The organism is Thioalkalivibrio sp. ALR17-21 (assembly GCF_000420185.1).
Taxonomy (GTDB): domain Bacteria; phylum Pseudomonadota; class Gammaproteobacteria; order Ectothiorhodospirales; family Ectothiorhodospiraceae; genus Thioalkalivibrio; species Thioalkalivibrio halophilus.
Genome location: NZ_ATUL01000042.1, coordinates 1 through 10,333 on the forward strand (window position 1 = coordinate 1; position 10,333 = coordinate 10,333).

The window sequence follows — 10,333 nt, forward strand, 5'->3', positions numbered from 1 at the left end:
CTGCGCACCGCCAAGACCCGCGGTTGCGTGACCCGCAACACCGTCTTGAGCCTGACGTACAAGCTCGGCCAGAGCGCTCAGAAGCGCTGGCGCCGGCTCCGGGGTTACGAATGGCTCGACAAGCTCGAGCGCGGGGTGACGTTCATCGACGGCATCGAGCAGACCGAACCGACCAACGACGAGGCATCATCCATCACCGACCGGAGCGCCGCCTGAACCAGCCATCGCTCATACACCAGACTTGACCATAACTCTTCGGCACGAGCTTCAGGGGCGAGTGCCATGCCGTACGATCCGTGAGGCGTTGCGGGATGGGCGGGACCCTTCTCCGGTTGAGCGGCCGTTGGCCGAGGGATTGACGTTGACCCTTCGAGCCGAGATGGGCGAGGAACCTCTGAACCACTATGTTGCCGCCGGGTTTGATGGGGATGGACAGTTGAAAGATATTCAGCAAGGGCCGCGGCCGGATGGGCCGGGGGTTGCCGATGCGCTAGAGTGGGAGAGAACGGGGTGATTGTGCGGGTCGCCGCGCGACTTCCCGGAAATCCTGGATGAAGAGGATGAGTATGTTGGCCAGTGCGGTGTCACTTGAGGATTTGCGTGAGGGGGTCCAGCGGCTGGAACGGCCGGACTGGGTGAGGTCCGTGGAGCTTGCCGAGGCCGAGGATGCGGACGGTGAAATGGCTCTGTGGGTCTGGATTGTGCTTGACGCGGATTTTCCCGCCCAGGACGAAATGCAGCCGGCTCTGGCCTCGATGCGGCGGCGAATCCACGAGTTCCTCTCGAGCCAGGTCCCGGGGCTCTGGGCATATATTCGCGTGCGAGAGCCGGGTCAGGAGGAAGGCTGAGGGAGAGACGGGATGTCTTTGCACAGGGATTTGCTGAGTCAGGCCAGACAGCTTGCCACTCATGAGCCGCGGCGTCCGCGCCAGGCGAGCCTTCGGCGCGCCGTTTCCGCAGCCTATTATGCCCTTTTCCATCTGTTGGTGGATGCAGCAAGCAGGGAGGTGGTCGCGGGGCAGGGTCGCGATGTGTTGCGGCAACGCGTGGCGCGTGCTCTCGGGCATGCCGAGATGAAGAAGGCTTGTCAGGTTTTGTTGAAATGGAATCCCGGCGCTCCGGCTGACCCCCTGGGCCAGCTGATCCCTGGTCCGCCCGACCCGCGTCTTGTGACCGTAGCGGATGCCTTTGTGGAGCTTCAGCAGGCACGTCACGAGGCGGATTATGACTTGTCGAGGCGCTTCTCCCGGACGGATGCACTGGCTCTCGTTGGTGTGGCCGATGCAGCGTTTTCGGCTTTCGACGCGCTTAAGAAAGCCGACCAGAATCGTCGCGTGTTTCTGATGCACCTCGTTTTTCATGGTCGCTGGAAACGTTAGGGGCTAATCAATTGTCGGGGCTTTCACGTTCCGAAGCCACGCTAAAGCGCGGCTTCGATCTGTTGGGCGCGGCGGCGGGTCTGCTGCTCACCTTCTGGCTGATCGCGCTGGCCTGGGTGCTGGCAACGATCGATACCCGGCAGAACGGCTTCTTCGTGCAGGAGCGGGTGGGCCGCCACGGGCGTGTGTTCCGGGTGGTGAAGATCCGCACCATGCGACCCTCCCGAGCGCACACCACCACGGTGACGACAGGGCATGATCCGCGCATTACGCCCCTGGGCCGGTTCTTTCGTCGCGCCAAGATCGACGAGCTGCCGCAGTTGTTCAATGTGCTGATGGGGCAGATGAGCTTTGTGGGCCCGCGGCCGGACGTGCCGGGCTTTGCCGATGCGCTGGAGGGCGAGGACCGGCTGATCCTGTCGGTACGCCCGGGGATCACGGGGCCGGCAACGCTCAAGTACCGTGACGAGGAATCACTGCTGGATTCGGTGGAGGATCCGGAGGCGTATAACCGCGAGGTGATCTTTCCCGACAAGGTGAGAATCAACCGCGAGTATGTGCAACAGTGGTCGCTGGGGAAGGATCTTGGGTATATCTGGCGTACCGTTTTCCGGTAGGGGGGTGGCACCTTTGGGCGGTGGGGCTGGTTTGGCGCTGATCGCCCAGGGGCTGGGCTCCTACGGGGTGCGGGGGGTGTGGATGCGGGCTTGCCTGGCACCCCTGCGGGAATCATTATGGCGAATGTGGTATGGAAATGTGACCGGAGTCCGGTCAGCCTCCGGCCATAACCCGTGAGACGGGGCAACACCATTGGGGGTGAAAGGTGCTCGCACGCAAACGATCGGCGTTTCAACAGGATGTGTCGGTGGTCGTCAGTTCCTGGCCACAATTCGAGGATGATGAAGTCGCGGCCGTGCGGGAGGTGATGTCTTCCGGTCGGGTGAACTACTGGAACGGTGACGAGGGCCGGGCCTTCGAGCGCGAGTTCGCGGCCTGGCACGGGGTGCCGTACGCGGTGGCCGTCGCCAACGGAACGCTGGCCCTGGAGCTGGCCCTGCATTCTCTGGGTATCGGTCCCGGAGATGAGGTGGTGGTGTCGCCGCGGACGTTTGTGGCGTCGGCCTCGGCGATCGTGATGCGGGGTGCCCGGCCGGTGTTTGCGGACGTGGACCGGCACTCGGGCAACCTGACGGCGGAGACCGCCCGTGCGGTCCTGAGCGAGCGCACACGGGCCATTCTCCCGGTTCATCTGGCCGGGTGGCCGTGCGACATGCATGCGCTGCGTGCGCTTGCCGACGAGTTCGGGCTGTTTCTGGTGGAGGACTGTGCCCAGGCCCACGGGGCCACGATACAGGGGGAGCCGGTGGGCTCGTTCGGGGATGCGGCGGCGTTTTCCTTCTGCACCGACAAGATTATCTCCACCGGGGGCGAGGGCGGCATGCTGCTGCTGCAGGACGAGGACACCTGGCGGCAGGCCTGGAATTTCAAGGACCACGGCAAGGACTGGAGTGCGGTCTACGAACGCGAACACCCGCCGGGTTTCCGCTGGGTGCACGAATCGTTTGGCACGAACTGGCGGCTGACCGAGATGCAGGCGACGATCGGGCGGACGCAGCTGGCCAAGTTGCCGGACTGGCTGGAGCAGCGGCGGAACAACGCCGGAGTTCTGCTGGAGCGGCTTTCGGGATTGCCGGGCCTGAGGGTGCCGCACCTGCCGGAGGGGTTGGGGCACGCCTGGTACAAGTTCTATGCCTTTGTACGCCCGGAAATGCTGCGCGACGGCTGGGACCGTGACCGGATCGTGGAGGCCGTGCAGGCGCACCGGGTGCCCTGCCTGCATGGTGGCTGCAGCGAGATCTACCTGGAGAAGGCCTTCGACGGAACCGACTTCCGCCCGCCCGAACGTCTCCCCGTGGCCCGCGAACTGGGCGAGACCAGCCTGATGTTCCCGGTGGACCACACCCTCTCCGCCGCCGACATGCACGCCGTCGCCGATGCGGTGGAGCACGTGATGCGCGAGGCCACTCACTCGTAGTCAGCATCATCGTAGGAGCGGGTTCACCCGCGAAGCCCGGGTAGTCGGGCTTGGTGCGGTTCGCGGCCGAGGCCGCTCCTGCAGGGTGGCGGTCGGTGTAGGAGGCCAGCCTCCTGGCCGATGGGGCTGGTGCGGGTCGCGGCCGAGGCCGCTCCTACAACCCGATCCGGTGCCAGGTTCGGGCCGATCGGCCAGGGGGCTGGCCTCCTACGTGTATCAACGGGGCGATGACCACGGTACTCAGCTCCGAGAGCAGGTCGTTCTGGAGTACCAGCAGGTACGGTGCCCAGGATGCGGTATCTGCGGATGGATTGCGGTGGACCGAGAACTGGGCCATCAGAAGCGGCGAGCGCGGTCACCGAAGCTGCCACGCTCGGCAACACGCTGGTTGTATTCGACCAGGGCCTGGCGGTTCTCGGCGATCCAGGCATCGCGGCGTGCTTCTCGCACGGCCTGAGCCAGCGCTTGCTCGAAAAGGGCTGGAAGGTTGATGCCCAGTTCCCGCGCTTGCGCCAGGAGATCGGAATTGACGGTGAGGTTGGTGGCCTTGCGCGGGGCGTCGGTTTTGTACGGCGTGAGGTGCATGGCGGCTCCCGGTCACTTCATGTCATGACGTGATGCGCATAGCTTATGCGCGCTCTCCATGTTGCTCAATCGCGCCCGCTCTCCACGCCCGTCATTGCGAGCGCAGCGAAGCAATCTGTGGGGGGCCGGCACGGCGCCCGGCTCGTCCCATCGTCCAGAGGGCGGGCCTCCTGCGGGGGTGCGGAAATGCCTTGTGTCGGTCGGGTCAGTGCGCGGCGATTTCGTTATAGAAGTTCGGGTTATCCTGGATGGTAGCCAGAACCTTGGCGGCCAGTCCCGTAGGGTTGCGTCGTTTGGCTTCCCAGCTCTTGACGGTGTCGACGCTCGTTCCCATGGCTTTGGCGAATTCTGCTTGAGAAACGCGCAAGCGGGCGCGAATGGCCTTTACATCCGCCACCTCGTGGCGGGTGACGCGGCTGGCCGCCTTCTTGCCTTCCTTGATGTCGACTGCTTCCTGCAGTGATGTCTGGAGTTCGTCGTAGATGTTCATCAGGGGGCTTCCTCTTTTAACCGTGAGGTGAGTGTCTTCAGTGCAGCCTTTTCGGTGGCGGTGAGGTTGTCTTTCACGTTTTTCGGGTAGGCCAGGATCAGGTAGATGATCTCCGCACTTGCCAGAAAATAGATGACACGCCCGCCGCCGCGCTTTCCCTGACGGCCTAACCCGATGCGAATCTTGCGCAAGCCGCCCGTTCCCTGGATCAGGTCGCCTTTGCCGGGTTGGGCGATCAGAGTGCGCTGGAGTTCTTTCAGTTCATCATCCGAGGCGATCGCCTGAAATTGCCGGGTAAACGTTGGAGTCTCAATGAATTCAATGGCATGTGGCACGTGAGGACATGTCCTTATGTCTGTGAGCCTTTTTGGGGTACATTGTACACCTTGAGGGGCTCGGAGGCGATCGCCATGATCGGCCAGGGGGGCGGCCTCCACGGGGAGGGGGCGCGGTGTCGGCCTGCACGGGGCGGGGCGTTTGGCGTAAACTGCTCGGCTTCCCACTACTGGTTGACGGCTTAACCCATGCTGGATATCCGCAGTCTGCGTCAGGATCTGGACGCTACCGAGGCCGCGCTGGCGCGGCGCGGTTTTACCCTGGACCGTGAGCGGTTCGAGCGCCTGGAGGCGCGGCGCAAGGAGCTGCAGGTGCGTACGCAGGAGCTGCAGGCGGAGCGCAACTCGCGGTCGAAGGCGATCGGGCAGGCGAAGGCGCGTGGCGAAGACATCGAACCGCTGAAGGCGGAGGTGTCGCGCATGGGCGACGAGCTGAAGGGCTGCGAGGACGAGCTGGAGGGCATTCAGGCCGAGCTGCACGATCTGCTGCTGCACCTTCCCAACCTGCCGCAGGCGGGCGTGCCCGAGGGCCTGGACGAGGCCGCGAATGAGGAGGTGCGCCGCTGGGGCGAGCCGGCCCGCTTCGATTTCGACTGCCGCGATCATATCCAGCTGGGCGAGCCGGGGGCGCGCCTGGACTTCGAGGGGGCGGCCCGGGTGGCGGGCGCGCGCTTTGTGGTGATGCGCGGCGAGATGGCACGGCTGCACCGCGCGCTGACGCAGTTCATGCTGGATCTGCATACCCGCGAGCATGGTTACGAGGAGACCTACGTCCCGTACCTGGCCAACCCGGAGACACTGGTGGGCACGGGGCAGCTGCCCAAGTTCGACGATGACCTTTTCTCGGTGGACTGCGAGCAGAAGTTCCGGCTGATCCCCACGGCGGAGGTGCCGCTGACCAACCTGGTGCGCGAGCAGATCCTGGAGGCGGAGGAGCTGCCGTTGAAGATGGTGGCGCACACGCCGTGTTTTCGCGCGGAGGCGGGCAGCTATGGCCGCGATGTGCGTGGCCTGATCCGGCAGCACCAGTTCGAGAAAGTGGAGCTGGTGCAGGTGGTCCGGCCGGAAGACTCGGACGCGGCCCTGGAGGGTCTGCTGGGCGATGCGGAGAAGGTGTTGCAGGCGCTGGAGATCCCCTATCGGGTGATGCTGCTGTCGGCCGGGGACATGGGGTTTTCCGCCGCGCGTACCTACGATCTGGAGGTCTGGCTGCCGGGGCAGCAGGCCTACCGCGAGATCTCGTCCTGTTCGAACTTCGAGGCGTTCCAGGCGCGGCGCATGCAGGCGCGGTTCCGCCCGAAGGCGGGCGAGCGCCCGGAGCTGGTGCATACGCTGAACGGCTCCGGCGTGGCGGTGGGTCGCGCGCTGGTGGCGCTGCTGGAGAACCATCAGCAGGCGGACGGTTCGGTGCGCATCCCCGAGCGCCTGCGCCCGTGGCTGGGCGGCACCGAGGTGATCGCCCCCCCGACGACCCCGTAGGACGTAGGAGGCCAGCCCCCTGGCCGATTGGGTTCTCGCCGTCCCACCGGGGGGATCGGCCGGAGGGCCGGCCTCCTACGGGGCAGGTGGCGACCCGTAGGAGGCCAGCCGCCTGGCCGATTGGGGCCACGCCAACCCACCGGGGGGATCGGCCGGAGGGCCGGCCTCCTACGGGGCAGGTGGCGACCCGTAGGAGGCCAGCCCCCTGGCCGATTGGGTTCTCGCCGTCCCACCGGGGGGATCGGCCGGAGGGCCGGCCTCCTACGGGGCAGTGCGGCCGATCGCACGTCGGGGGAGTAATCGGGTGCCTTGCAGCGTCCAATGGAGTCGAGGGGCCGGAAAATCACATGGAGCCCCGCGGCAGGCCGGTCAGCCATGCCTTTCCAGTGACGGAGCGGTCCGCAAGGAGGTTGGCGTGTTGGGGAAAACGGGATTCGGTAGAAACAGGCGTTCGGGCCGGCAGCTTGCGGCGCGGGGCGTCGTGCTGATGCTCGCGCTGGCGTGGGGTGCGGCCGGATCGCCGGTGCTGGCGGACGAACCGGTGCCGGAAGCCAGCGAAACGGAGGGTCTGCAGTTCGACGACACACCGCGCCGGATCGGCCTGGGGACGCCCGACTGGTTCCGGCCGAGCTTTCTCGATATCGAGGAGGATCTGGAGCTGGCGCGCGAGCGCGGGCGCAAGGGGCTGGCGGTGTATTTCGGCATGGATGACTGCCCCTACTGCGAGGCGCTGTTCGAGCAGAACTTCAGCCAGGACGACATCCGTTCCTATCTGTCCGAGCACTTCGACGTGATCGCGATCGACGTGCTGGGGAGTCGCGAGGTGACCACGCTGGGGGGCGAGACCCTGGAAGAAAAGGAATGGGCGCGCAGCATGGGGCTGAACTTCACGCCGTCACTGGCGTTTTTCGACGCCGATGGCGAGGGCATCCACGCGATGCGCGGCTATTATCCCCCGTACCGCTTTCGCGCCCTGCTGGAGTACGTGATCGACCGGCATGACCGGGAGGTGAGCTTCCGCGAGTACCTGGACCGCGCCGAACCGCCGCCGAAGTTCGATCTCGAGGACATCAACGAACGGGATTTCTTCGATCCGCCGCCGCACGACCTGGATCGTACCCGGGAGGCGGGCGAGCGGCCCCTGGCGGTGTTCTTCGAGCGCGAGGCCTGCCACGCCTGCGACATCCTGCATTCCGAGCCGCTGCAGAACCAGCAGGTGCTGGAGCAGATCTCGCTGATGGACGCGGTGCAGCTGGACATGGGCGACGACGCGACCCGGGTGGTCACCCCCGATGGCCGCGAGACCACGGCAGCCCGGTGGTCCCGGGATCTGGACATCCACTGGGCACCCAGTATGGTGTTCTTCGACGAGCAGGGGGATGAGATCATCCGCCTGGACTCGGTCGCCCATCTCAACCGCGTGCGCAACGTGATGGAATACGTGCTGACTCGCGGCTACGAGGACTTCGACACCTTCGAGCGCTGGCGCGCCCGGCGCTGACTACGGACGCATCATGCACTTCGAGCAGGACTTCATAGGCGAGCACCGCGATGTCTTCGAGCGGATCGTGGCACGCGCGCACAAGGTCGCCGTGGTGATCTTCGTGATCACCTTTCTGGCGTATGGCGTGGCGGCCTGGATGGCCTTCAACGAGCAGCCCTGGGTCGCGCTGATCCTGGCGACGCTGGCCTATCTGTTTTTTCGCCAGTTCCGGCTGGTGTCGCTGGGGCTGGCGCGCACCGGGCTGCGCGGCGAGGCGGGGACGGCGGAGCCGCTGAAGGCGCTGGACCTGGCGCTGGAGGAAGAGGGCGCCCACGCGGTGCTCTCGGAGGTGGAGAATCACCTGCGGGCGATTGACGAGGACGAGCCGGGCGACCCGGGCGAGGAGTCCGCGGGGCCGTCCCGCCGCGGTGCCACCGGGGAAGGAAGCCGGGGCGGGGATCGGGACGGTTCCTGAGGACGCCGGTTCCGGCGGGTCAGAGTTCGATCGACGTGCCCAGCTTGCCGCCCAGTACCCGGGCCAGGGTGGTTTCCAGGGTCTCGCCGGTGCGGTCGTTCTGCCACTGGCCGGCGGCCTCGTCGTAGCCGAAATGCGCCGGACCTTCCGGTGAGGAAAGCCAGATCTGCTCGGCCGCTTCCTGGCGGTTGAGGATCATCTGCGCCCCGTCCTCGAACTCCAGTGTCAGCACGCCGTCGATCAGATCGATATCCAGGTCCCCGAGGTCGGGGTGGTCGCTCAGGCGGGCGTAGAAGTCGTCCAGGGTCTGTTCGGCGAACACGGCAAAGGAAGGCTGGCTCATGGGATCTCCCGCTCGGAATGGGCTGTAACGGCTATGTCGCGGATTATAGGGACGCCGCGGAGCGGTTGCCTATCCACCCGCGCGCCACGCGGCGATGGCGACGCCGACCCAGCCGAGGATGAACAGGGTGCCGCCGATGGGGGCGATCGCTCCCAGCATGCGCGGGGCACCCAGGGCCAGGCCGTACAGGCTGCCGGCGAACAGCAGGATGCCGGTGACAAAGGCCACGGCTGCGGCGGTGGCCCAGCCGGTGGCCAGCTGGCTCCACAGCGCGGCGATCAGCAGCAGGCCGAGGGCGTGGATGAAGTGGTACTGCACGCCGGTGTGCCAGGTGTTGAGGGCGCGTTCGGACAGGCGCTGTTCCAGGGCATGGGCGCCGAAGGCCCCCAGGACCACGGCGATCGCCGCCAGCGCGGCGCCGATGACGATCAGGGTGCGGATCATGACGGGCGCGCGCGGCTCAGCCGTTGTCGTCCATGTCGCTGTCGATGTCGCGGCCGGGGACCCAGCCGTGTTCGCGGGCGCGTTCGATCGCCTCGTTGTGGATGCGTTCGTGGCGCTCGCGCAGGTCGTCCGGCAGGGCGGAGGGGCGCAGGCCGTATTCGTCCCACTTGGCGTTGACCTGGCTCTGCAGAGCCTGGATCTGGCCGATTTCCCAGCCGTCGCAGGTCTGGTCTTCCGGCAGGATGCCGAACACCCAGGCATCCCGGATGATGTTGCCGATCGGCGTCATGCCGCCGTAGAGGTCATTGTGGAGGCCAACATAGCGCCGGTCGCTGCGGACGGATTCTCGATTCGTGGTAGGCATGCCGGTAGTGTATGCCGCTGACCCCTTCCCGTGAAGGGCCGGGGCACCGTTTGCAGTGGGTTATCGCAATCTTTTGTTGTGGAGGTAACGTCATCGTGCCCCGTTCTTCGCCGGATCCGGAGACCGCGCTGCGCCGCCTGCGCCTGCGGGCGCTGCTGAAGCTGATGGCGCTGGGCGGCATCGCGGCGCTGGTGGTCGCGCTGACTGCGAATGTGATCTCCCTGCCGGGTGGTTCGGATCCGGAGCCGCGGGTGCTGGAGCTGGCGGATATCGGCCCGGGCGAGGTGAAGCGCCTGCGCTGGAACGGTCGTCATGTGTTGGTGGTGCACCGGGATTCGGCATTGTTGGGTTCGCTGGAGGCGATCGAGGCCGATGCGCTGCGCGACCCCGAGGCGCGGCGCGGGCGGCAGCCGGAGGGGCTGGAGCTGCCGGAGCGCAGTTTCGACCCGGCCTGGTTGGTGGTCTACGGGGAGAGCGCGGATCTGGGCTGCGAGCTGGACCTGGTGCATCCGCAGGCGGCCGACGGCTGGCCGGGCGGTTTCGAGGATCGCTGTCGCGGCGGGCGTTACGACGCCGCCGGGCGGGTATTCCGCGACCAGCCCGGGGCGCGCAACCTGGAGATCCCGCAATACCGGCTGCACGGGGACGGGGAGCGGCTGATCCTCGGTGGCTCGTGATCCCTGATTCCTGGTGGAAGACGGGGAATCGGCCGGAGGGCCGGCCTCCTACGGGGGGGCAGGCTCCGACCTGTAGGAGGCCAGCCTCTGGCCGATCGGGCGCAGGGGTTGGCCGGACGGGGAATCGGCCGGAGGGCCGGCCTCCTACGGGGGGCAGGGTTCGACATGTAGGAGGCCAGCCCCCTGGCCGACCCGGCGCAGGGGTTGGCCGGACGGGGAATCGGCCGGAGGGCCGGCCTCCTAC

The 10,333-nt window shown here is 66.5% G+C and carries 13 protein-coding genes and 2 pseudogenes; 7 read left to right on the plus strand and 8 right to left on the minus strand.

Going from position 1 to position 10,333, the window contains the following annotated elements; genetic code table 11:
• A pseudogene (locus G020_RS0114025) lies at positions 1-216 on the plus strand (IS256 family transposase); the annotation flags it as partial.
• A gap of 368 nt (positions 217-584) precedes the next feature.
• Here G020_RS0114025 and G020_RS15350 read toward each other — a convergent pair.
• Positions 585-1,361 (minus strand): hypothetical protein, encoded by a 777-nt coding sequence (locus G020_RS15350; protein WP_156002784.1) that lies wholly within the window; start codon positions 1,359-1,361, stop codon positions 585-587.
• Positions 1,362-1,390: 29 nt separating this feature from the next.
• Here G020_RS15350 and G020_RS0114040 point away from each other — a divergent pair, with 29 nt between their 5' ends.
• Both G020_RS0114040 and G020_RS0114045 read left to right on the plus strand, forming a co-directional pair.
• Positions 1,391-1,996 (plus strand): sugar transferase, encoded by a 606-nt coding sequence (locus G020_RS0114040; RefSeq protein WP_029681355.1) that lies wholly within the window; start codon positions 1,391-1,393, stop codon positions 1,994-1,996.
• A 248-nt stretch (positions 1,997-2,244) separates the two neighbouring features.
• The gene (locus G020_RS0114045; RefSeq protein WP_024330031.1) at positions 2,245-3,414 is read left to right on the plus strand and encodes a DegT/DnrJ/EryC1/StrS aminotransferase family protein; all 1,170 of its coding nucleotides are present in this window, start codon (positions 2,245-2,247) and stop codon (positions 3,412-3,414) included.
• Between the two features lie 211 nt (positions 3,415-3,625).
• On the opposite strand, the pseudogene G020_RS15165 reads toward G020_RS0114045, so the two are convergent.
• The 4 genes and pseudogenes from G020_RS15165 to G020_RS0114060 form a co-directional block, all read right to left on the minus strand.
• A pseudogene (locus tag G020_RS15165) lies at positions 3,626-3,751 on the minus strand (CcdB family protein); the annotation flags it as partial.
• Positions 3,751-3,999: a type II toxin-antitoxin system CcdA family antitoxin gene (locus G020_RS0114050; RefSeq protein WP_018947777.1), complete on the minus strand. Its 249-nt coding sequence runs from the start codon at positions 3,997-3,999 to the stop codon at positions 3,751-3,753. The gene G020_RS0114050 and the pseudogene G020_RS15165, both read right to left, overlap by 1 nt.
• Positions 4,000-4,204: 205 nt before the next feature.
• Positions 4,205-4,489 carry a NadS family protein gene (gene nadS, locus G020_RS0114055; RefSeq protein ID WP_018947778.1) on the minus strand — a complete coding sequence of 95 codons (285 nt, stop codon included), beginning with the start codon at positions 4,487-4,489 and terminating at the stop codon, positions 4,205-4,207.
• Positions 4,489-4,824, minus strand: a complete 336-nt coding sequence (locus G020_RS0114060; protein WP_024330032.1) for a type II toxin-antitoxin system RelE/ParE family toxin — start codon at positions 4,822-4,824, stop codon at positions 4,489-4,491. Before G020_RS0114060 ends, nadS begins: the two co-directional genes overlap by 1 nt.
• A 189-nt stretch (positions 4,825-5,013) precedes the next feature.
• On the opposite strand from G020_RS0114060, the gene serS reads away from it, so the two are divergent.
• From serS to G020_RS0114075, 3 genes are all read left to right on the plus strand, one after another.
• Positions 5,014-6,303 (plus strand): serine--tRNA ligase, encoded by a 1,290-nt coding sequence (serS, locus tag G020_RS0114065; RefSeq protein WP_024330033.1) that lies wholly within the window; start codon positions 5,014-5,016, stop codon positions 6,301-6,303.
• A 487-nt stretch (positions 6,304-6,790) separates the two neighbouring features.
• Entirely contained in the window at positions 6,791-7,804 is a 1,014-nt protein-coding gene (locus G020_RS0114070; protein WP_024330034.1) for a thioredoxin fold domain-containing protein, read from the plus strand.
• Between the two features lie 13 nt (positions 7,805-7,817).
• Positions 7,818-8,261, plus strand: coding sequence for a hypothetical protein (locus G020_RS0114075; RefSeq protein WP_024330035.1), 444 nt, complete (start codon positions 7,818-7,820; stop codon positions 8,259-8,261).
• 19 nt (positions 8,262-8,280) lie between these two features.
• Here the strand turns inward: G020_RS0114075 and cyaY are convergent, their stop codons facing one another.
• The 3 genes from cyaY to G020_RS0114090 all read right to left on the minus strand — a co-directional run bounded on the left by cyaY (position 8,281) and on the right by G020_RS0114090 (position 9,412).
• Positions 8,281-8,604 (minus strand): iron donor protein CyaY, encoded by a 324-nt coding sequence (cyaY, locus tag G020_RS0114080; protein WP_018947783.1) that lies wholly within the window; start codon positions 8,602-8,604, stop codon positions 8,281-8,283.
• A 69-nt stretch (positions 8,605-8,673) separates the two neighbouring features.
• Positions 8,674-9,048, minus strand: coding sequence for a DUF423 domain-containing protein (locus tag G020_RS0114085; protein ID WP_018947784.1), 375 nt, complete (start codon positions 9,046-9,048; stop codon positions 8,674-8,676).
• Positions 9,049-9,064: 16 nt separating this feature from the next.
• A complete protein-coding gene (locus G020_RS0114090) occupies positions 9,065-9,412 on the minus strand; it encodes a hypothetical protein (RefSeq protein ID WP_024330036.1) in 348 nt (115 codons plus the stop codon).
• 95 nt (positions 9,413-9,507) lie between these two features.
• Here G020_RS0114090 and G020_RS0114095 point away from each other — a divergent pair, with 95 nt between their 5' ends.
• Positions 9,508-10,089 carry a ubiquinol-cytochrome c reductase iron-sulfur subunit gene (locus G020_RS0114095; RefSeq protein WP_024330037.1) on the plus strand — a complete coding sequence of 194 codons (582 nt, stop codon included), beginning with the start codon at positions 9,508-9,510 and terminating at the stop codon, positions 10,087-10,089.
• The last annotated feature ends 244 nt before the right edge of the window (positions 10,090-10,333 follow it).

Excerpts from the sequence above, each read along its gene's own strand:
- nadS (WP_018947778.1), bottom strand. The coding sequence starts at position 4,489 with ATGAACATCTACGACGAACTCCAGACATCACTGCAGGAAGCAGTCGAC.
- G020_RS15350 (WP_156002784.1), bottom strand. The coding sequence starts at position 1,361 with ATGAAAAACGAGGTGCATCAGAAACACGCGACGATTCTGGTCGGCTTT.
- G020_RS0114050 (WP_018947777.1), bottom strand. The coding sequence starts at position 3,999 with ATGCACCTCACGCCGTACAAAACCGACGCCCCGCGCAAGGCCACCAAC.
- serS (WP_024330033.1), top strand. The coding sequence starts at position 5,014 with ATGCTGGATATCCGCAGTCTGCGTCAGGATCTGGACGCTACCGAGGCC.
- G020_RS0114075 (WP_024330035.1), top strand. The coding sequence starts at position 7,818 with ATGCACTTCGAGCAGGACTTCATAGGCGAGCACCGCGATGTCTTCGAG.
- G020_RS0114070 (WP_024330034.1), top strand. The coding sequence starts at position 6,791 with ATGCTCGCGCTGGCGTGGGGTGCGGCCGGATCGCCGGTGCTGGCGGAC.
- G020_RS0114090 (WP_024330036.1), bottom strand. The coding sequence starts at position 9,412 with ATGCCTACCACGAATCGAGAATCCGTCCGCAGCGACCGGCGCTATGTT.
- G020_RS0114085 (WP_018947784.1), bottom strand. The coding sequence starts at position 9,048 with ATGATCCGCACCCTGATCGTCATCGGCGCCGCGCTGGCGGCGATCGCC.
- cyaY (WP_018947783.1), bottom strand. The coding sequence starts at position 8,604 with ATGAGCCAGCCTTCCTTTGCCGTGTTCGCCGAACAGACCCTGGACGAC.